The organism is Streptomyces sp. NPDC058221 (assembly GCF_042882365.1).
GTDB lineage: Bacteria > Actinomycetota > Actinomycetes > Streptomycetales > Streptomycetaceae > Streptomyces.
Window position 1 is genome coordinate 1 of sequence record NZ_JBHVWF010000141.1, and the last position, 20,562, is coordinate 20,562.

Consider the following 20,562-nt stretch of genomic DNA (forward strand, 5'->3'; position numbering starts at 1 on the left):
CACGCTGCCGAAGGTGACGTACCCGTGCCCCGGGGATCCGGGGCACGGGCCACGCCCGTGAGCGGGCGTCAGTACCGCGTGCGCGTCGGCAACCGTGTGCGCGTCAGTACGAGGAGCCCGACACGCCCAGCGCGCCCGTCGGGTGCCAGACCGTCTTGGTCTCCAGGAACGCGGTGAGCCGGCGCGTACCCGGATCGGCCGACCAGTCACCGCCGTCCACAGTCTGTGGACTGGACACCCGCTTCAGGTTGTCGGCCGCCGCGATCTCCAGCTCCTTCGCCAGTTCCGCGTCGGCGCCCGTGAGGTCGATGCCGTTCACGTCCTGGTGGGAGGCGAGCGGCGCGGCGATCTCCGCGGTCTTCCCGGACAGGATGTTGACCACACCGCCCGGCAGGTCCGAGGTGGCCAGCACCTCACCCAGTGACAGGGCGGGCAGCGGGGCCTCGGCCGACGCGATGACGACCGCCGTGTTGCCCGTCGCGATCACCGGGGCGACCACCGAGACCAGGCCCAGGAACGAGGACTCCTGCGGGGCCAGGACCGTGACCACACCGGTCGGTTCGGGCGTGGAGAGGTTGAGGAAGGGGCCCGCGACCGGGTTCACCGCACCCGTGACCTGGCCGATCTTGTCGGTCCAGCCCGCGTACCAGACCCAGCGGTCGACCGCCGCGTCCACCACGGCCGCCGCCTTCGCCTTCGACAGCCCCTCGGCCTCCGCCACCTCCCGGACGAACTGCTCCCGGCGGCCCTCCAGCATCTCGGCGACGCGGTAGAGGACCTGGCCGCGGTTGTACGCGGTCGCGCCCGACCAGCCGCCGAAGGCCTTGCGTGCGGCCACGACCGCGTCGCGGGCGTCCTTGCGGGACGACTGAGGTGCGTGTCCCAGCCACTTGCCCTTGGAGTCGGTCACCTCGTACACCCGGCCGCTCTCGGAGCGGGGGAACTTGCCCCCGACGTACAGCTTGTAGGTCTTGAAGACGCTGAGTCGCCCGTCAGACATCGAGGTAGGCCTCCAGACCGTGACGGCCGCCCTCGCGGCCGAAGCCCGACTCCTTGTAGCCGCCGAACGGCGAGGTCGGGTCGAACTTGTTGAACGTGTTGGCCCAGACGACGCCCGCCCGGAGCTTGTTCGCCACCGCGAGGATGCGGGAGCCCTTCTCCGTCCAGATGCCCGCCGAGAGGCCGTACTGGCTGTTGTTGGCCTTGGCGACCGCCTCGTCCGGCGTGCGGAACGACAGCACGGACAGCACCGGGCCGAAGATCTCGTCGCGGGCGACGGTGTGTGCCTGGGTGACGCCTGTGAACAGCGTCGGAGCGAACCAGTAGCCCGCGGAGGGGAGTTCGCAGGGGGCCGACCAGCGCTCGGCTCCCTCGGCCTCGCCGGTCTCGACCAGTGCGGTGATCCGGGAGAGCTGCTCCGCGGAGTTGATCGCTCCGATGTCGGTGTTCTTGTCCAGCGGGTCGCCGAGGCGCAGCGTGGTCAGCCTGCGCTTGAGGGCGTCCAGCACCTCGTCCTGGACCGACTCCTGGACGAGGAGCCGCGAGCCCGCGCAGCAGACCTGGCCCTGGTTGAAGAAGATGCCGGTGACGATGCCCTCGACGGCCTGGTCGATGGGCGCGTCGTCGAAGACGATGTTGGCGCCCTTGCCGCCCAGTTCGAGCGTGGCCTTCTTGTCCGTGCCCGCGATCTGCCGGGCGATGGCCTTGCCGACGGCGGTCGAGCCGGTGAAGGCGACCTTGTTGACGTCGGGGTGCGCGACGAGCGCCTCGCCCGCGTCGCCGTAGCCCGTGAGGATGTTGACGACGCCCTTGGGCAGCCCGGCCTGGCGGCAGATGTCCGCGAAGAACAGCGCGGAGAGCGGAGTCGTCTCCGCGGGCTTCAGCACCACCGTGTTGCCGGTGGCGAGCGCCGGGGCGATCTTCCACGCGAGCATCAGGAGCGGGAAGTTCCACGGGATGATCTGGCCGGCGACGCCGAGGGGGCGCGGGTTCGCCCCGTAGCCGGCGTGATCCAGCTTGTCGGCCCAGCCCGCGTAGTAGAAGAAGTGCGCGGCGACCAGCGGGAGGTCCGCGTCGCGGGTCTCCTTGATCGGCTTTCCGTTGTCCAGGGTCTCCAGGACGGCGAGCTCGCGGGAGCGCTCCTGGATGATCCGGGCGATCCGGAACAGGTACTTGGCGCGCTCGGAGCCGGGCAGCGCCGACCACTTCTCGAACGCCCTGCGGGCCGCCTTCACGGCCCGGTCCACGTCCTCGGAGCCGGCCCGCGCGACCTCGGACAGTACTTCCTCGCTGCTCGGCGAGACGGTCTTGAAGACCTTGCCGTCGGCGGCGTCGGTGAACTCACCGTCGATGAACAGCCCGTACGAGGGCGCGATGTCGACGACCGAACGCGACTCGGGGGCGGGTGCGTACTCGAATGCAGATGCCATGGGGATCAGTCCACCGTCACGTAATCGGGGCCGGAGTAACGGCCGGTGCTGAGCTTCTGGCGCTGCATCAGCAGGTCGTTCAGCAGGCTGGAGGCGCCGAACCGGAACCAGTGGTTGTCCAGCCAGTCCTCGCCCGCCGTCTCGTTGACCAGGACCAGGAACTTGACGGCGTCCTTGGAGGTGCGGATGCCGCCGGCCGGCTTCACACCGATCTGGACGCCGGTCTGCGCCCGGAAGTCGCGCACCGCCTCAAGCATCAGCAGGGTGTTCGACGGGGTCGCGTTGACCCCGACCTTGCCGGTCGACGTCTTGATGAAGTCCGCGCCCGCCAGCATCCCGAGCCAGGAGGCCCGCCGGATGTTGTCGTACGTGGACAGCTCCCCGGTCTCGAAGATCACCTTCAACCGTGCAGTGCCGCACTCGGCCTTCACGGCGAGGATCTCCTCGTACACCTTCAGATAGCGGCCGGAAAGGAAGGCGCCCCGGTCGATCACCATGTCGATCTCGTCGGCACCGGCGGCCACGGCGTCGCGCACGTCCGCGAGCTTCACGTCGAGCGCGGCACGGCCGGCCGGGAAGGCCGTCGCGACGGACGCCACCTTCACGCCGGAGCCGGCCAGCGCGGCGACCGCGGTCGCCGCCATGTCGGGATAGACACAGACCGCGGCGGTGCGCGGGGCCGTGCGGTCGGTCGGATCGGGGTTGACGGCCTTGGCAGCGAGCGCCCGGACCTTGCCGGGGGTGTCCGCGCCTTCCAGTGTCGTCAGGTCGATCATCGAAATGGCGAGGTCGATGGCGTACGCCTTGGCCGTCGTCTTGATCGAACGGGTTCCGAGCGAGGCGGCGCGCGCTTCGAGGCCGACGGCGTCGACGCCGGGCAGCCCGTGCAGGAAGCGGCGCAGCGCACTGTCGGACGCCGTCGCGTCGGCAAATGCAGGAGCAGTGGTGGGCATGGTCACCAGAGGAGCATATCTACGCGCGTAGCGGCCTGTACAGGGGCCCGGCCCGATCGCGCATCGCACCGCTCCCGGGCACAGGGCGCGCGGCCGTCGGCACGGCCATCGGGAAGCCGCCCCCGCGCCCCTTGCGCCCGTCAGGCAGAATCGGGCTCATGACGAGCCCCACGCCCCCCGCAGAGCCCGCCTACGCCGACCGGACCTACCGGTCGCCCGCCGGGCTGGTCGGGGGCGCCCTGCTGCTCCTGCTCATCTTCTGGATCGGCGTGGACGCCGCGATCCGGGGCGAGGGCCGGGTGCCGTGGCTGGCGCTGGCCGGGCTGCTGACCTCGGTGCCGCTGGTGATCGCCTTCACCCTGCGCCCCGTGGTGTCCGCCAACGAGCGGCGCATCCGGATCCGCAACCCGTTCCGCACGATCACGCTGCCGTGGACCGACATCGCGGACGTCCGGGCCGGCTACTCCAGCGAGGTGTTCACGCAGGAGGGCGCGAAGTACCAGCTCTGGGCGGTGCCGGTGTCGCTGCGGCAGCGCAAGAAGGTCGCCCGTCAGCAGTCCCGGCAGTCGATGGACGACCCGTACCGAAGGACGGCGGTGACCGCCGACGTCCGCGACACCAAGGCCCGGACCGCGGCCGCCGACCAGACCGTGGTGGACCTGCGGGAGATGGCCGAACGGGCGGGCGACAAGCCCGTGGCGGGCGACGCCGTCACGTCGGTGCGCTGGGCGTACGAGGTGATCGCGCCGGCAGTGGTGGGCGCGGTGCTGCTGGTGGTGCTGGGCGCGACCGGCTGAGGGGCCCGCCTCCTCCGCGACTCACCCGGCCCTGCCCTGCGTCATCGGGTCACCCCGCGGACCGGTCCCAGCTGTTTCCGACGGGCGCCGGTCCGCCTATGTGAATGTAATTGTGCCGCGTATCCTGAATCCGTGAATGCGCCTGGTTCACGCCTGCGTGAGCTCCGGTGCGCCGGGGGCAGATGATCACGTTCAGGTGATTTCCCACCAGAATTCCCTTGATTGGGCGGACCCTTCGTAGGCTGCTTGTTCAGTGCCGTTCGTCGGCATTGGCCGTGCGGGTTATCGGTTCCGTATTCAATTTAAGGGGAAACATGTTCTCAACGAAGAAGAGCGTCGCGCGCACCACGGCGGCGGCACTTGCCGTGGCTGCGGCGTTCGCCCTGGGTGGGCCGGTGGCGACGGCTTCCGCCATCGACCACGTCACCTGCGACCCTGCTGCGGGATTCCTGAAGATCTGGTCGCACGCCAGTAACGGTGGTCAGCACGTGGACTGCTATGCGAACGCCGGGAAGACCGACTTCGGTGGCCGGTGGATCGACCAGATTTCCACGGGCAACAATGACGTGAAGTACTACGACGTCAATGGCGATGTGGTGAGCATTCCTCGTGGAAGCAATCTCAAGTACAACAATGTGCCGCACGTCAAGGCCATCGAAATTCTGTGAGGCCGGCCGGGGGCTTTTCGGAGTCCCTGTTCCGGGAGTCCCGCTGATCGCCCGGGCCCGTAAGCCGTAACGGGCGAAGGGCCCTGAGCGGGACGCCGACGGCGGTCGGCGGTGGCGGCAGGCTCCCGGGCGGGTGCGCAGGGGAAGAGGCCCGGGAGCCGGTCCGCGCGGGCGTACGACCGGAGCTGCCTTGCTGACGTCAGGCCGAGGGGAGCCCGGCCGGGCTCGGGACCGGCCAGTTCAGCACGGTCAGCTCCGGCCACTGCCGCAGCCAGCGGGCGGCCTTCGTCTCGTACACCTCGCGCGGGGCGAGCACCGGATTCGGGCGTACGACGAGGTTGAACACGTCGGACAGCCCGTGCGGCGCGTAGACCCGCCATCCGCCGTCGGCCCCCAGCCGCACACCCAGGCAGCAGGTGGTGGCGGCGAAGCAGTCGATGGCCGACTCGGCGGAGGTGTGCGGGGCGCACGGGGCGCCGAACTTCTGCTCGTACCAGAGGTGGACCCGTGCCTCGTTGCGGATCTCGACCTCGGCGGCAAGGCCGGAGAACGCTTCCCGCCCGGCCCGGATCGCGGCGTCCTCCGCCTCCCATGACAGGTCACCGTCATCGAAGTAGAAGACGTCGTAGTCCTTGATCCCCTGGGTGGGATCGCGGTTCGTGGTGACGTTCCACACCGTCTGGAAGAGACAGCCCGCTGTCAGGTACCAGCCGGGCAGTTCCAGCGTCGCGGTCCGGTGCAGCACCTCCAGCAGGACGTCGTTGCGGGAGAGTGCCGCCTTCAGTGCCGCGAGCTGTTCGTCCAGGGGGAGTCGGCCGGTCATTGGCCATGCCTACCACGGCCGTCCGGGAGCTCGGTAGGAGCGGCGCCACCGGGGGCGGGCCGGGATCCGCCGCCCGTACGCACTCACAGCCACCCGCTGCGCTGAGCCTGCAAAGCCATCTGGAAGCGGTTCGCCGCGCCCAGCCGGGCCATCAGGATCTGCAGGCGGCGGAAGAGCGTACGGCGGCTGATTCCCAGCTCGCGGGCGATGGCCTCGTCACTCGCGCCGCCGGCCAGGAGCCACAGCAGGCGGCGGTCAGCGGGCGGCAGACCGCCGGGGCGGGCGGTGGAGCCGTGGAACGGCAGGGCGTTCCGCCAGGACTGCTCGAACAGGGCGATGAGCGCCGAGAGCAGTCCGCACGGCTGCACCACCAGCATCGTGTTGTGCACGTCGGCCTCCCGGATCGACAACGACACGAGCGCGTACGCGTCGTCGATGATCACGAGCTTGACCGGCACCGACGGCAGGACCCGTGCCTGCTCACCCGCGTTGACGCACGGTTCGATGACGTCCTTCAGATGGCCCGGATGCTCCAGCGACTCCCGCGAGTACACGACACGCTGCGTCACTCCGCGGGCGAGCGTGGCCAGCGCGTCGTCCGTGGCGCCGGGCAGCGGGAAGTACGGCGGTGACTCGAACTGCCGGATCAGTTCGCGGGCGCTCGCCCAGGCGTGCCGGATCCGGGGGCCGACCGCGTCGCCGGTGACGACCTCGACGAGATGGTCGTTGTACGCGGCGAGCCGCTGACGCCGGAACGACTCGAACGCGCCCCCGACGGCGATGCGTGACTCCTCGACCTCGCTCGCCCGGTGCCGGGCCAGGATCTCCAGGCCGGCGGCCGGCGGCACCGGCGCCACCACGTCCTCGCCCTCCCCGGCGGCACTGGCCAGACCGGCGTCCACCAGTGCGCCGTACGCCGCGTCGAGCTCCGCCCCGCCCAGACCGGCCGCCGCGCCGATCGTGCTCAGTGGGGCGGGGGCCAGATCGAGCAGTGCCAGATAGACCTGGCCCGCCGCCCGGCCGAGGCCCAGGAGGCGGAGGGCCTCGCCGAGTTTCGCGTGCGTCATACCGGCATTATCCGCCGGTTCCGGCACCCGATGTGTCCGATCCGTGCCAGTGGCACTCCTGGGCCCCAGCGGTGCGCGGTGCCGGATACCGTCCGGATGCCGCCGACGACCGGCGGCGGTGACAGAAGCAGACAAGACAAGGCGACAGGCCGGAAGAAGGAGCAGACGTGGCGAAGGGCCGAAGGAAGAACAGCCTCTACCCAGTGATCTCCGAGGAACTGTCCGCTCTGATGCGGACGGGCTGGGCGGACACCGAGCGGCACGATCTGCAGCCCGACGAGCAGGCCCCCTACGCGGCCGGCCGCCGTGCCGCGCTCTCCGCCCGCTTCCCCGGCGAGCGCCTGGTGATCCCCTCCGGGAACCTCAAGGTCCGCTCGAACGACGACGGATACCCGTTCCGGCCGTACTCGGGCTATGTGCACATGACCGGCGACCGGGCCCGGGACGGCGCCCTCGTCCTCGAACCCCGCGCGGACGGCGGCCACGACGCCTACTGCTTCCAGCTGCCGCGGGACAGCAGGGACAACGACGAGTTCTGGACCGGCCCGACGGCGGAGCTGTGGATGGGCCGGCGCCGCTCGCTCGCCGAGGCGGAGCGCGTACTCGGTCTGCCCTGCCGCGACATCCGCACGTCCGCCGCCGACCTGGCGGCCGCCCCCGGCGCGACCCGGATCGTCCGCGGCGTCGACCCGTCCCTGGAGGCCGCCGTCAGCTCCGACGAGGAGCGCGACGCGGAGCTGGAGGAGGCGCTCAGCGAGCTCCGCCTCGTCAAGGACGACTGGGAGATCGCCGAACTCCGCAAGGCCGTGGACTCCACCGTGCGCGGATTCACCGACGTGATCGGCGAACTCTCCCGGGCGGTCGCCTCGTCCGAGCGGTGGATCGAGGGCACGTTCTTCCGCCGCGCCCGCCTGGAGGGCAACGCCGTCGGCTACGGCTCGATCTGCGCCGCCGGCGAGCACGCCACGATCATGCACTGGACGGAGAACGACGGCCCGGTGCGCCCCGGTGACCTGCTTCTGCTCGACGCGGGCGTGGAGACGCACACCCTCTACACGGCCGACGTCACCCGCACGCTTCCGATCGACGGCACGTTCACGCCTCTGCAGCGCGAGGTCTACGACGCGGTGTACGAGGCCCAGGAGGCGGGCATGGCCGCCGTGAAGCCGGGCGCCGCCTACCGCGACTTCCACGAGGCGTCCCAGCGCCATCTCGCGGACCGGCTGGTCGAGTGGGGTTTCATCGAGGGCCCGGCCGAGCGCGCGTACGAACTCGGCCTCCAGCGCCGCTTCACCATGGCGGGCACCGGCCACATGCTCGGTCTGGACGTCCACGACTGCGCGCAGGCCCGGAACGAGGCGTACGTCGGAGGTGTGCTGGAGCCGGGCATGGTGCTCACCGTCGAGCCCGGGTTGTACTTCCAGCCGGACGACCTCACGGTGCCCGAGGAGTGGCGCGGCATCGGCGTCCGCATCGAGGACGACCTGGTCGTCACGGACGGCGGCCACGAGAACCTGTCGGCGGGGCTGCCCCGGTCGGCGGACGAGGTCGAGGCGTGGATGGCCCGTTTCGCGGGGTGAACGCGCGCCCGGCCCTTGTGCCGACGAACGAGTGAACACCGCCATCCCCGCACTCCAGCCTCGCGTCCTCGGCCGGGAACGAGCAGGCGCACAACGCGCGGCACTTGGCGGAGGCCGGTGCTGCTGTCGCGCTGCTCGGCGAGGTGACGGAGGCGGGTCTGCGCGAGGCGGCGGGCCCGCTCCCCACGGACCCTGGTCGGCGGGATGCGATGGCAGAGCGGGCGCGGGTGCACGGGATCATCGACGCGCTCACCGCAGCCGAGCTGAAATGCTGGGCGGACGGCGATGATGGGCGATGGCGTCACAACAGTAGCCACGCCAAGATCCGCTGCCTCGCCAGCGCTGGCCTCGCCCTCGATGGATAACCGGCCCGGGGCCCGATACCACGAGATTCAAGCTCAGTGGCCGTCCCCGCCGTTCCGGATCTGCTGTGCACGCTCCATCTCGCTAAGGTAGGTGAAGATCAGCTTCATGACGGCCTTGATCAGATCCGGAGGCATGGTCGAGCTTATCGCCAATGACCGGTCGGAGTAGTTGTAGCGGCCGAGCACTGCGCCCGTATCGCCGTCTACAACTGTCACGGTCCCCTGTGGACCCTGATGCGTCGTTGAAATCTGGAGATCACCCATGAACATGAATCCATTCTCTGTTCATCTGTCAGGAGCCATACTCTTTATGGCGAAGCAGCTTCGTGATTGCAGCTCCGCGCTCGTCCATCGGCCTATCAGAAGCCAGCTCCAGGCCAAGCTGCTTCGCAAGATCGCCGAGGTGGAGGTCGAGCGCGGCTTCGACCAAGTCGGCGAACGCACGCGCGGTGCTTCGCCCTCGGATGTGACCGGTGATCAGGACCGCCAGGACCACTAAGACTGCTGGCCACCAGGTGACGGAGACTGGGACATACATCACTCCCCACGCACAGAGCCGGGCCGCGTCGGCGTGAGCATCGCGGGCCGCTGTGATATCGGCACGCAGCGCCTCGGGAAGGACCGGCCACAGCCGCGGCCACACGAGGTCGATGTCGTCGACGCCGTTCACCTCACGGGCCCGGTCCGCGGTGAGCGCGAAGCGTTCACCGATCCAGGTGGGCCGCTCGGGCTCGCGGGGCGAGATCCGCAGTTGACGGTGGCGAAGGACGAGGGCGCGGTCGTCCGCAGGGCGGGAATCGGCCCGCTCGCTGCGGGCGGCCATGGCATCACCCACAGCTTTGCGCACCCGGCTCGCAGCCTGTTCCCAGCGTTTGTGGCGTCGCTGCACCAGCTGGCGGATGGGGCCACTCGTGCCCTGGTTGCCCCAGAACCACTCGACAGCTGTGCCGATACCGCTAGCGGCGAGCCCAGCTGCGACGCCGACCAGAAGCAAGCTGCCCAGGACGAGTGCGGCCTCAGAGAGTGTGTGACCGGTGGATTGGTCCGCAGCCGTCAGCTGCTTGAGTCGGCTGGAGAGGCGTCCGTAGGAGAGAGCGTGCGCGTAGCCCAGCTGCCAGCCGAGCGCCAGACAGGTCGTCCACAGCAGACCAGGCAGTGTCACGGCCCTGAGCACACGGTCGCCGATATTGGTCCCGATATTGCCCAGGAACGTGTTCATCAGGGGCTCGTGGACATCGGTGGGTAGGGCGCGAGCCGGGCACCGCCAGCGATCACGCAGGTGGGCACAGCGCGTGTGTCCTCGACCAGTTCGACGCGTCCACACCTGGCCGCAGGACAGACCCAGGCCACCTGGACACGGGGGGTCCGCGCGCCGGGAACCCGCGGCACCGGACCACGCAGTTCGGTTGTCAGCGAGGGAAGTCCGATCGTGTCGCCGATCCGCGCCACCTCGTCGAGCAACTCTCTGATCAGCGAGTCTTCCGAGGGCCGCGCCGCGGTTACCGCTACGAGCAATTCGTCGAGCTTCGCGACGCCACCGACCGCTTCGATCCGCTCCCGGATCGTCGGCCACCGGCTGAGCTCTTGACAGAGCACAGCGACACGGGCCTGCATATGCCTGTTCAGTGATTCCCCCCTCCCCGCCTCGTACGCATCTGATAGTCAATCAACAGAGCAAACAAGCCGCCAGTATCGTGCCACTGCGGCAAGAAGTCTAGGGGAGCCAGTGTCGAGTGCGGACTTCGAACAGTTCCCGTCCGGCGCTCTGTCGCCTGCGGGAATTGCATTGCTGATCAATTGCTGCGGCCAGCTCCAAGAGGAGTTTCGGCAGTCAGGGGATCCCGCGCTGCTAGAGCGCGCTGTGCGCTACGGGCGCGCGGCGGTCGCAGACGTGGCTCCCGTTGATCCTGATCGGCCGTCAGCATTGACGAATCTCGGCGGCGCGCTCACGCTCCTACATCAGGTCTCGGGCGATCCCGCACTGATCGATGAAGCGATCCGCCACGAGAGCGAAGCTTTGGAACTGACACCCGCCACGTCTTCGAAGCGCCCGCTATACCTGCACAACCTGGGTGCCGCGCTCCTCCACAAGCAGCGTGTCACCAAGGAGATCAACCTCCTCGAAAACGCGACAGCCCTCCTCCGGGAGGCGGTGGGGATCGCGGATCCCGTGGATGCCAATCGCACCTCCTACCTCTCCGACCTCGGTGGTGCGCTGGGCATCCTCTACCACGAGACAGGCCGCGCGAAGTACATTGAGGAGTCCGTGCGGGTTCAACGTGAAGCAGTCGCGCTGGCGCCGGCCGGCGGTATACGCGTCCGTATGATCCACAACCTCTCTGGCGCGCTCGAAGGCCTCTGGTTGAGAACCGACAGGATCGAGGTACTCGAAGAAGCCGTGGAAGGGTTGCGCATTGTCGTCGCCGAGACTGCCGAGAAGGACTCTGAGCGGGCTCAACGCATCGACAATTTGGTTGGAGTGCTGCAGCGCTTCCATGACCGGACCGATCGGATCGAACTCATTGAGGAAGCCATCCCGCTAGCTCGGGAGTCCCTCAGGCTGACGCCGAGACGGCACGGTTTGTATGCCGATAAGGCGGCGCATCTCGCCCTGCTGCTTGTGAAGGCATGCCAGAGCGCCCCGCGCTTCACCGACTTCCAGGCCATTCGCTCCCAGGACCCGGTACGTGACGCGGTCAGACAACTGATCCGTACCAGGTGGATGCAGGACCCAGCCCTGCTGCAGGAGGCTGAGGATCTCGCCAGGCAAGCAGTCGCGTTGACCCCACAGAGCGACCCATCGTTCCCGATACGTCTCGCAAATCTGGCCTTTTCGCTGACCGCGGTCGGCGGGGGCGAGTCCCTCGCGAGGCTCGACGAGGCTCTCCGGCTCTACCGGGAAGCGGTTGATCACCCCTTGGTACATGTCACGCATCAGGTGGATTTTCTTCAAAAAATAGCCCAGATCGCTGCCACGTCCGGGCGCGACGACCTAGCTATCGGGGCGGTCCGCGATGCCCTCGACCTCCTCGAACCGCTGGCACCGCAAGACCTCAACGCCCAAGATCGCGAACACCGCCTCTCCTCATTCGCCGAACTGCCGGGTACAGCCGCCGCGGCCGCCATCCACGCAGGAGACCTGGATGCCGCCCTTGACCTGCTGGAGCGCACACGCGGCATCACGGCCCGCGAGTTCATAACTCGTCGAACAGGCGACGACAGCGCGCAGCAAACCACGATCCAACAACGGATCGCCGAAGCGCTGGCTGGCAGGCCCCTCGTGATTCTGACGGCAAGCACCATGAGATGTGACGCCTTGGTGGTCAGCGCCGCGCAGGGCATTTCAGTGGTACCGCTTCCCCAGGCCACGTACCGGGAACTGTCCGCAAGGTCCTATAGGTTCCAGATGGCGTGCTCGGTCGTCGCCGACCGGCAGGTCAGTCCCGAAGGACGTGCTTCGGCGCACGACGACATGGGGGAGTCCCTTGGCTGGCTCTGGGACGCGGTTGCCGAGCCCGTCCTCTCGCACCTCGGACTAACTCGGCCACACGATCCGAACGAGCCATGGCCGCACCTCACCTGGTGCCCGGTCGGCATCTTCGGCCTGCTCCCCATCCATGCCGCGGGCCGCCCCACCGACACTCATGGGCGTAGCGTTCTCGACCGTGTCGTTTCGTCCTACACCACTACCCTCGCTGCGCTAACCCACAGCCGCTCGCTCGACTACGGCGGGCTGGGGCAAGAGACGCGGCCCAAGATGTTGATCATCCCGTCTGCCGACGGCGCCATCGGCTTGCTACCCGGCGCAACGGATGAGGCAGACGAACTCACACGTCTGATGCCCTCCGCTGAGGTCCTGCGTCAACCCAAGCGCGCCCAAGTCCGCGAGCTGCTGCCCGACGCTCCGATCGTGCACTTCGCCTGTCACGCGGTCCCGCACCCGGTCGACCCGAGCCTGAGCTATCTCGAACTCGGCGATGGAGAGGAGTCGTTCATATCAGTGTCGGAGATCAGAGACCTCGCCGTGCGCGGCTCACTCGCGTACCTGTCCGCATGCCAGGCGAGTGTCAGCTCGCATCGGCTCCTCGACGAGGGCATTCACATCGCCGGCGCTTTCCAGCTGGCGGGCTACCGGCACGTGATCGGAACGCTGTGGCCCATCGATGATCGGGTGGCTGTGGAGATGGCGGCGGCCTTCTACGAAGGCCTCATCCCCGGTGGAGCGGGCGTATCAGGACAGGTCAACGTCAGTCGGACCGCGAGTTCGCTGCACCACGCGACTAGACGGCTCCGGGACAGGTATCCGCGACTGCCGTTCATGTGGGCCGCTTTCACCCATTGGGGGCCCGAAGACTGAGCAACCGAGACACTGCAACCCCAATCCGCGCCAGACCTGGAGCAACCCCGAAAATCGCTCTCCTGTCGGATCCGGAGTCATCGGTTCGCGAGTTAGCGCGTCCGCCGTAGCCGGCCGGTCCTCGGCAACCCTGGCTCTCTACATCCACCCGCGCAGAATCTCGGAACTGACGCCGAACTGCCGGGCGACGTCAGTCACTGTTCGCGCTGAATAGCGCAGGAGTCTGTTCGCGTCCCGCTTGTCATCGTCCGAGTACCGCTGTGCGTGTACCTGCCTGCCACTTGGTCACTGCTCGCGGTCACCGGACGGCTGGACCGTTGCTCAGCGGGCACTGGTTCTCCGGTACCGAGTATCGGCATGGCGCATCAGCGGACAGACATTCTTGCCGGCGTCTTTGTCGAAGGGCATCGAAGCGGCTGGCCGGTCACCGTCGCCGCGCCACCGTGACGATCTCCCGGCTCGTCCCGGTGAGGGGGCCCCGGTCCCAGTCCCCGTACTGCGCCCCGATCTCGAAACCGGCATCCGCGAGGCGCGCGTTGAGGGGCGCGGGGGCGAGGAACCGCAGGACCGAGCGGTCGGTGTGCAGGACGGTGCCGTCCGGGTCGGCCGCCGTACCGGCGAACGTGACCACGTCGGCGGCGACCGATTCGACCTCGTGCCAGACCCGCAGTGCTCGGTCCGTCCCGGCGACGGGGGCGACGACGCCGACGGCGTTCGACGGGTTCCAGTCCTCCCAGGCACGCGCCTGCGGATGGCGGGTCTCGAACACGAAGTGGCCGCCGCCGCGGAGCGCCGCGTGGATGGCCGCGAGCGAGGATCGCAGCGCGTCATCGGTGACGAGGCACTGGAACGCGTGCCCGGTCATGATCGCCAGGTCGAAGCGCGCGTCGGCGGTGGCGCCCGCAGCCGTGCCCTCCACCCAATCGACGTCCGACCGGCGCCGGGCCCGGTCCAGCGCCGCACGGTCCGGGTCGAGGCCGACCAGGCGGCCCCGATGGCCTTGTTCGCGGGCGAGGGTCAGCATGGCGCCCGTGCCGCAGCCGACATCCAGGACCGATCCGGCAGCCATGACCCAGGTGTCGTAGAAACGGTCGCCCGGCGAGAGCGCCGGGTTCCAGGGACTCAGCACGTCGTACAGTGCGGCGACATCGGCATCAGAGAGCATCGCGCCAGTTTTCCCGCAGGGGCGGTCGGCATCAACTGGTATTCCCCTGCGGGGAGTACGGTACGCGGTGGGCCCATTCCCGGGCCTGGGCGATCTTGGTCTCCCGGCCGTGCGTGGGGCCGGACACCGACTCGGCTGCCTGCTGCGTACGTGAGCCGGTGCCCGGTCCCGGACCGTGCGTCAGATCCCGGCCGCGGCCGCCAGATCCCGCTTGATGCCGGTCAGCAGCTCGGCGCCCTTCGCGCGGGCCGCAGGCAGCTCGTCCGCCGAGGCGACCGGCACCACGACCTCCAGATAGCACTTGAGCTTCGGCTCGGTGCCGCTCGGGCGGACGATCACCCGGGCGCCCTCCAGGTGGTAGCGGAGTCCGTCGGTGGGCGGCAGCAGGTCGGTGCCGTGTGAGAGGTCCTCGGCCGAGGTGACGGCGAGTCCGGCGAGGGCGGCCGGCGGCTGCTCGCGCAGCCGGCGCATGGCGTCCGCGATGAGGGACAGGTCCTCGACCCGCACCGACAGCTGGTCGGTGGCGTGCAGCCCGTGCTCGACCGCGAGGTCGTCCAGCAGGTCGGGGAGCGTGCGGCCCTGTGCCTTGAGTACGGAGGCGAGTTCGGCGACCAGGAGCGCGGCCGTGATGCCGTCCTTGTCCCGGACGCCGTCCGGGTCGACGCAGTAGCCGAGCGCCTCCTCGTAGCCGTACCGCAGACCGTCCACCCGGGCGATCCACTTGAAGCCGGTCAGCGTCTCCTCGTAGCCGAGGCCCGCCTTCCCGGCGATCCGGCCGAGGAGGGACGACGACACGATCGACTCGGCGAACACTCCGGTGGTGACACCGCGGCGGACCAGGTGCGCGGCGAGCAGGGCGCCGACCTCGTCGCCGCGCAGCATCCGCCAGCCGCTGTCGGCGGCCGGGTCGGGGACCGCGACGGCGCAGCGGTCGGCGTCCGGGTCGTTGGCGATGACGATGTCGGGGTCCGAGCGGCGTGCGGTGGCGAAGGCGAGGTCCATCGCACCGGGTTCTTCCGGGTTGGGGAAGGCGACGGTGGGGAACGCGGGGTCCGGCTCGGCCTGCTCAGCGACGAGGACCGGGGCAGGGAAGCCGGCGCGGTCGAAGGCGGCGGTGAGGACGGAGGTGCCGACACCGTGCATGGCCGTGTAGACGATGCGGGCGGTGCGCGGCGAGCCGTCGGCCAGTACCGCGTCCGTACGCGCCAGGTAGGCGTCCAGGACCTCGTCGCCGAGGGTCTGCCAGCCGTTGTCGGGGCGGGGCACGGTGTCCAGCGGTCCGACCGCGGCGATCGCGGCGGCGATCTCCCCGTCGGCCGGGGGGACGATCTGCGAGCCGTCGCCGAGGTAGACCTTGTAGCCGTTGTCGCGCGGCGGATTGTGGCTCGCGGTCACCTCGACGCCCGCGACGGCGCCCAGATGCCTTATGGCGTACGCGAGTACGGGGGTGGGGAGCGGGCGGGGGAGCACCGCTGCCCGCAGTCCGGCGCCGGTCATCACGGCCGCGGTGTCGCGGGCGAAGTCGGTGGACTTGTAGCGGGCGTCGTAGCCGATGACCACCAGCCCGCCGGCCTGTCCCTGGTCCTTCAGGTACGCGGCGAGGCCGGCGGCGGCGCGGATGACGACGGCGCGGTTCATCCGCATCGGGCCGGCGCCCAGCTCACCGCGCAGGCCCGCGGTGCCGAACTGGAGGGTGCCGGCGAACCGTGCGCCGAGCTCGTCGAGATCCTCGGCGTCGATGAGCTCGGCGAGCTCATCGCGGGTCTCGGGGTCGGGGTCCTCGGCGAGCCAGGTCCTGGCCCGGGCGATGAGGTCCTGCGTCGTCACGGTGTCCGCCTTCCGGTTTTCGGGGGTGAGTGCGGTGCGGGTGGGGCACCTGAGGTGGGCCACAACCGGGGCTCCGCCCCGGACCCCGCGCCTCGAACGCCGGCGAGGCCGACTTTCGCAGCTTCACCGGCGGGCAAAGCAAGCCTCTCCGGCGATTGAGGAGCGGGGGTACGGGGGGCAGCGCCCCCGAAACGGCCCGAGCCAGGTCAGATGCGGTCCAGCAGGCGCGCCAGCAGCGAGCCCATGCGGGTCGCCGAGTCGCGCCCGGCCTGCAGCACCTCTTCGTGGTTCAGCGGCTCACCGCTCAGCCCCGCGGCCAGATTGGTCACCAGCGAGATGCCCAGCACCTCGGCGCCCGCCTCCCGGGCCGCGATCGCTTCCAGCACGGTGGACATGCCGACCAGGTCGCCGCCCATCACGCGGACCATGTTGATCTCGGCCGGCGTCTCGTAGTGCGGGCCGGGGAACTGTACGTACACGCCCTCTTCGAGGGTGTCGTCGACCTCCTTGCACAGCGCCCGCAGTCGCGGGGAGTACAGGTCGGTCAGGTCGACGAAGTTGGCGCCGATGATCGGCGACGCGGCCGTCAGGTTGATGTGGTCGCTGATCAGGACCGGCTGGCCGGGGCGCATGCCCTCGCGCAGTCCGCCGCAGCCGTTCGTCAGTACGACAGTGCCGCAGCCGGCGGCCACGGCGGTACGCACCCCGTGCGCCACGGCGGCGACGCCACGGCCCTCGTAGAAGTGCGTACGGCCCAGGAAGACCAGGGCGCGCTTGGAACCGATCTTGTACGAGCGGATCGTGCCGCCGTGGCCCTCGACGGCGGGGGCGGGGAATCCGGGCAGGGCGGTCACCGGGAACTCGGCCTCCGGAATGCCGAGCGCATCGCCCGCGGGGGCCCAGCCGGAGCCCATCACGAGTGCGACGTCGTGGGTCTCGGCACCGGTCAGCTCGCGCAGGCGGACGGCGGCGTCGGCAGCGGCGGCGTGCGGGTCGCCCTGGATGTGGTCCGGAATAACTGATGCGTTCACGCGGATGAGCGTAACCGCTGATTCCCTACGCGCGTAGATGCTCCCGTACAGAGTCTTTCCGTATCCGTTCGTGCGTTCGCACAGTCCCGCGCCGGTGTTCCTGCGTAAGGGCAGCTCGCAGGCGTTGTCCGGGCTCAGCAGGGGCGCTTGCGGAGTTCCATCACATAGTCGTGCGGCGCGCCCGCGGAGTCGGCGGCGTCCGCGATCTCGCCCAGGTAGCGGGCGGACGGCAGCCCGCCCTCGTAGCCGTTCAGCACATACATCCAGGCCGGCTCCTCGCCGTCCAGGGTGTGCACCCGGACCCGCATCCGGCGGTAGATGTCGAGGCCGACACCCTCCCAGCGGTCCATGGAGTCCTCGTCCATCGGCGCGAGGTCGTACAGGGCGACGAAGACCTGGGAGCGGGGCGCCTCGACCACCGTGGCCAGCGCGCCCTCCCAGCCCATCTGCTCCCCGCCGAACGTCAGCCGCCAGCCGTTCAGCCAGCCGGTGCCGCGCAGCGGCGAGTGCGGTGCGCGGCGCGTCATCAGCCGCGCGTCGAGGTTGCCGGCGTACGCGGCGTAGAGCGACATGGGGTCGAGGGTACGGGAGGTGACCCCGGGGAGGTCGATTCCGGTGCGGAAGACGCCCGCCCGGGGTGTGTCCCCGGAGGGCCTGGGCCCCGTCCGAACGGCCCGGTGCACGTATGGAGGGCCCCGGGGCGAAGCACCTTGGCGCGTGCGGGACAATGAAGTACGTACTGCATTCACCCGGGGCGACCCCCCGGACCCCCGGCCGGGGCAGCAGACGGCCGCGGGACGAAACGCGAGGCGGACTTTTCGTGACCCGGATCGTGATCATCGGCGGCGGACCCGGCGGGTACGAGGCGGCATTGGTGGGCGCCCAGCTCGGCGCGGAGGTGACCGTCGTCGACTGTGACGGCCTCGGCGGCGCGTCCGTGCTCACCGACTGCGTGCCATCGAAGACCCTGATCGCGACGGCCGAGGTGATGACCACCTTCGACTCCTCGTACGAGGAGCTCGGCATCATCGTCGCGGACGACACCCCGCACATGGAGCAGGCGGCCCGCGTGGTCGGCGTCGACCTGGGCAAGGTCAACCGACGGGTGAAGCGCCTGGCGCTCGCCCAGTCCCACGACATCACCGCCTCCGTCACCCGTGCCGGTGCGCGGGTGATGCGCGGACGCGGCCGGCTGGCGGGACTGCAGGCCGCCGACGGCTCCCGTCAGGTCGTGGTGACCGCGGCCGACGGCACGGAGGAGACACTCCTGGCCGACGCCGTGCTGATCGCGACCGGCGGCCACCCCCGGGAGATCCCGGACGCGCTCCCCGACGGCGAGCGGATCCTGAACTGGACCCAGGTCTACGACCTCGACGAGCTCCCCGAGGAGCTCATCGTGGTCGGCTCGGGTGTGACGGGCGCGGAGTTCGCCGGTGCCTACCAGGCCCTCGGCTCCCGTGTCACCCTCGTCTCCTCCCGTGACCGGGTGCTGCCGGGCGAGGACCCGGACGCGGCCGCCGTCCTGGAGGACGTCTTCCGGCGCCGCGGCATGAACGTGATGGCCCGCTCCCGCGCCCAGTCCGCCAAGCGTGTGGGCGACCGGGTCGAGGTGACCCTCGCCGACGGCCGGGTCATCTCCGGCTCGCACTGTCTGATGGCGGTCGGCGCGATCCCGAACAGCGCGGGCATGGGCCTGGAGGAGGCCGGCGTCCGGCTCAAGGACTCGGGCCACATCTGGACCGACAAGGTCTCCCGCACCAGCGCACCGGGTGTCTACGCGGCCGGTGACGTGACCGGCATCTTCGCGCTCGCCTCGGTCGCCGCGATGCAGGGCCGGATCGCGATGTACCACTTCCTCGGGGACGCGGTGACGCCGCTGAACCTGAAGACGGTCTCCTCGAACGTCTTCACCGACCCGGAGATCGCCACGGTCGGCTACAGCCAGGCCGATGTCGACGGGGGCAAGATCGACGCCCGGGTCGTCAAGCTGCCGCTGCTGCGCAACCCGCGCGCCAAGATGCAGGGCATCCGGGACGGCTTCGTCAAAATATTCTGCAGGCCCGGTACCGGCATCGTGGTCGGCGGCTGTGTCGTCGCGCCGCGGGCCAGCGAGCTGATCCACCCCATCTCGATCGCGGTGGACAACAACCTGACGGTGGAACAGATCGCAAACGCCTTCACTGTGTATCCGTCCCTGTCGGGATCGATCGCGGAAGTGGCCCGTCAGCTGCACACCCGTAAGCAGGCGGGTGAAGCCTAGAACGGCTCCGGGAACCCGGCATTCCCCGGCAACTCCCGGCAACTCAGGCGGTCCGGCGACCGTCGGTGATCAGTAGGGGACAACAACGGGGCCGCCTATACCACTTGGCGGCCCCTTGGATGTACAACTTCTGCAATTCGGCGCAAACTGCTGAAAACTCTCGGGCAGTCACGTTACTGTCAGTTTCGTGTTCGCTGCAGAACGTCGTCAGTTGATCCTCGAAATGGTGCGTGCCAACGGGGCGGTATCGCTCCGTGAGCTCGCCCGCGTCGTCCAGACCTCCGAAGTGACCGTACGGCGGGACGTGCGGGCACTGGAGGCAGAAGGACTCCTCGACCGCCGGCACGGCGGTGCGGTTTTGCCGGGCGGTTTTACGCGGGAGTCCGGCTTTCCGCAGAAATCCCATCTCGCCACCGCGGAGAAAACGGCCATCGCCGACCTGGCCGCCGGCCTCGTCGAAGAGGGCGAGGCCATCGTGGTCGGCGCCGGTACGACCACGCAGGAGCTGGCCCGCCGGCTCGCGAGGGTCCCCGGTCTGACCGTGGTCACCAATTCGCTGCTCGTCGCCCAGGCGTTGGCCCATGCCAACCGGGTGGAAGTGGTGATGACCGGGGGCACCCTGCGCGGTTCCAACTACGCCCTGGTGGGCAGTGGGGCCGAGCAGTCGCTCCAGGGGCTGCGGGTCTCGCGCGCCTTCCTGTCCGGGAGCGGTCTCACCGCCGAGCGCGGGCTCTCCACGTCCAACATGCTCTCCGCGAGCGTGGACCGGGCGCTGGTCCAGGCGGCCGGGGAGGTGGTGGTCCTGGCCGACCACACCAAGCTCGGCTCCGACACCATGTTCCAGACGGTGCCGACGGATCTCATCACCCGTCTCGTGACGGACGAACCGGCCGCGCACGACGACCGTGCCGCGGCGGAGCTACAGGCCCTGGCGGACCAGGGCGTGCAGATCGCGGTGGCCGGCGCCTCAGGTGCTCCGGCCGAGGCCGATTCGGTGCCGCCCGGCCGGGGCAACCGCCGGGACATGCCCCTGCCGGGGCAGCGGCGCACGCACGGGAGCGGGCCGCAGCCGTTGCGGGGGTCTGCGGTGCTGGCCGAGCAGAGCTCGGTGGACCGGGCGAGAGTGGCTGACCTGCGGCGTCGCTAGTGACCCGGCTTTGCCGACGCCGAACCCACCCTCCCGGGCGCCGAACCCAGCCTCGGCGGGCCCGAACCCAGCCTCGAGGAGCAACTCCAGCCT

General features: G+C 69.7%; 18 protein-coding genes and 1 pseudogene. 7 read left to right on the forward strand and 12 right to left on the reverse strand.

The window, feature by feature from the left end:
• Positions 1-103: 103 nt before the first annotated feature.
• From ACFVW8_RS31740 to deoC, 3 genes are read right to left on the reverse strand one after another with little or no spacing between them, the layout of a single operon-like run.
• A complete protein-coding gene (locus ACFVW8_RS31740) occupies positions 104-1,000 on the reverse strand; it encodes an aldehyde dehydrogenase family protein (protein WP_389696118.1) in 897 nt (298 codons plus the stop codon).
• Positions 993-2,429 (reverse strand): aldehyde dehydrogenase family protein, encoded by a 1,437-nt coding sequence (locus tag ACFVW8_RS31745; protein ID WP_389696120.1) that lies wholly within the window; start codon positions 2,427-2,429, stop codon positions 993-995. Before ACFVW8_RS31745 ends, ACFVW8_RS31740 begins: the two co-directional genes overlap by 8 nt.
• 5 nt (positions 2,430-2,434) lie before the next feature.
• Positions 2,435-3,382, reverse strand: a complete 948-nt coding sequence (gene deoC / locus ACFVW8_RS31750) for a deoxyribose-phosphate aldolase (protein ID WP_389696151.1) — start codon at positions 3,380-3,382, stop codon at positions 2,435-2,437.
• A 158-nt stretch (positions 3,383-3,540) separates the two neighbouring features.
• Here deoC and ACFVW8_RS31755 point away from each other — a divergent pair, with 158 nt between their 5' ends.
• Entirely contained in the window at positions 3,541-4,179 is a 639-nt protein-coding gene (locus ACFVW8_RS31755) for a PH domain-containing protein (RefSeq protein WP_389696122.1), read from the forward strand.
• A 314-nt stretch (positions 4,180-4,493) separates the two neighbouring features.
• Positions 4,494-4,847 carry a beta/gamma crystallin domain-containing protein gene (locus ACFVW8_RS31760; protein WP_389696124.1) on the forward strand — a complete coding sequence of 118 codons (354 nt, stop codon included), beginning with the start codon at positions 4,494-4,496 and terminating at the stop codon, positions 4,845-4,847.
• Positions 4,848-5,046: 199 nt separating this feature from the next.
• Here the strand turns inward: ACFVW8_RS31760 and ACFVW8_RS31765 are convergent, their stop codons facing one another.
• Positions 5,047-5,670, reverse strand: coding sequence for a nucleotidyltransferase family protein (locus ACFVW8_RS31765; protein WP_389696126.1), 624 nt, complete (start codon positions 5,668-5,670; stop codon positions 5,047-5,049).
• Between the two features lie 83 nt (positions 5,671-5,753).
• Complete coding sequence (locus ACFVW8_RS31770; protein ID WP_389696128.1) at positions 5,754-6,737, reverse strand: LuxR family transcriptional regulator; 984 nt, start codon at positions 6,735-6,737, stop codon at positions 5,754-5,756.
• A gap of 167 nt (positions 6,738-6,904) precedes the next feature.
• Between ACFVW8_RS31770 and ACFVW8_RS31775 the strand changes: the two genes are divergently transcribed.
• The gene (locus tag ACFVW8_RS31775) at positions 6,905-8,317 is read left to right on the forward strand and encodes an aminopeptidase P family protein (protein WP_389696130.1); all 1,413 of its coding nucleotides are present in this window, start codon (positions 6,905-6,907) and stop codon (positions 8,315-8,317) included.
• A 56-nt stretch (positions 8,318-8,373) separates the two neighbouring features.
• A pseudogene (locus ACFVW8_RS31780) lies at positions 8,374-8,682 on the forward strand (hypothetical protein); the annotation flags it as partial.
• Between the two features lie 33 nt (positions 8,683-8,715).
• On the opposite strand, the gene ACFVW8_RS31785 reads toward ACFVW8_RS31780, so the two are convergent.
• From ACFVW8_RS31785 to ACFVW8_RS31795, 3 genes are read right to left on the reverse strand one after another with little or no spacing between them, the layout of a single operon-like run.
• Complete coding sequence (locus ACFVW8_RS31785) at positions 8,716-8,946, reverse strand: hypothetical protein (RefSeq protein WP_389696132.1); 231 nt, start codon at positions 8,944-8,946, stop codon at positions 8,716-8,718.
• A gap of 28 nt (positions 8,947-8,974) precedes the next feature.
• Positions 8,975-9,901 carry a hypothetical protein gene (locus tag ACFVW8_RS31790; protein ID WP_389696134.1) on the reverse strand — a complete coding sequence of 309 codons (927 nt, stop codon included), beginning with the start codon at positions 9,899-9,901 and terminating at the stop codon, positions 8,975-8,977.
• Positions 9,901-10,296 (reverse strand): hypothetical protein, encoded by a 396-nt coding sequence (locus ACFVW8_RS31795; protein ID WP_389696136.1) that lies wholly within the window; start codon positions 10,294-10,296, stop codon positions 9,901-9,903. Before ACFVW8_RS31795 ends, ACFVW8_RS31790 begins: the two co-directional genes overlap by 1 nt.
• 112 nt (positions 10,297-10,408) lie before the next feature.
• Here ACFVW8_RS31795 and ACFVW8_RS31800 point away from each other — a divergent pair, with 112 nt between their 5' ends.
• Positions 10,409-13,039, forward strand: coding sequence for a CHAT domain-containing protein (locus ACFVW8_RS31800; protein ID WP_389696138.1), 2,631 nt, complete (start codon positions 10,409-10,411; stop codon positions 13,037-13,039).
• A 424-nt stretch (positions 13,040-13,463) separates the two neighbouring features.
• Here ACFVW8_RS31800 and ACFVW8_RS31805 read toward each other — a convergent pair whose 3' ends face one another.
• From ACFVW8_RS31805 to ACFVW8_RS31820, 4 genes are all read right to left on the reverse strand, one after another.
• On the reverse strand, positions 13,464-14,204 hold the full coding sequence (locus ACFVW8_RS31805) for a methyltransferase domain-containing protein (protein ID WP_389696140.1): 741 nt from the start codon (positions 14,202-14,204) through the stop codon (positions 13,464-13,466).
• 180 nt (positions 14,205-14,384) lie between these two features.
• A complete protein-coding gene (locus tag ACFVW8_RS31810) occupies positions 14,385-16,031 on the reverse strand; it encodes a phospho-sugar mutase (RefSeq protein ID WP_389696142.1) in 1,647 nt (548 codons plus the stop codon).
• A gap of 206 nt (positions 16,032-16,237) precedes the next feature.
• Positions 16,238-17,062 (reverse strand): purine-nucleoside phosphorylase, encoded by an 825-nt coding sequence (locus tag ACFVW8_RS31815; RefSeq protein ID WP_389696144.1) that lies wholly within the window; start codon positions 17,060-17,062, stop codon positions 16,238-16,240.
• A 134-nt stretch (positions 17,063-17,196) separates the two neighbouring features.
• Positions 17,197-17,634 (reverse strand): gamma-glutamylcyclotransferase, encoded by a 438-nt coding sequence (locus ACFVW8_RS31820; RefSeq protein ID WP_024490113.1) that lies wholly within the window; start codon positions 17,632-17,634, stop codon positions 17,197-17,199.
• Positions 17,635-17,882: 248 nt separating this feature from the next.
• Here ACFVW8_RS31820 and ACFVW8_RS31825 point away from each other — a divergent pair, with 248 nt between their 5' ends.
• The gene (locus ACFVW8_RS31825; RefSeq protein ID WP_389696147.1) at positions 17,883-19,322 is read left to right on the forward strand and encodes an NAD(P)H-quinone dehydrogenase; all 1,440 of its coding nucleotides are present in this window, start codon (positions 17,883-17,885) and stop codon (positions 19,320-19,322) included.
• Between the two features lie 187 nt (positions 19,323-19,509).
• Positions 19,510-20,469, forward strand: a complete 960-nt coding sequence (locus tag ACFVW8_RS31830) for a DeoR/GlpR family DNA-binding transcription regulator (RefSeq protein ID WP_389696149.1) — start codon at positions 19,510-19,512, stop codon at positions 20,467-20,469.
• Positions 20,470-20,562 lie beyond the last annotated feature (93 nt).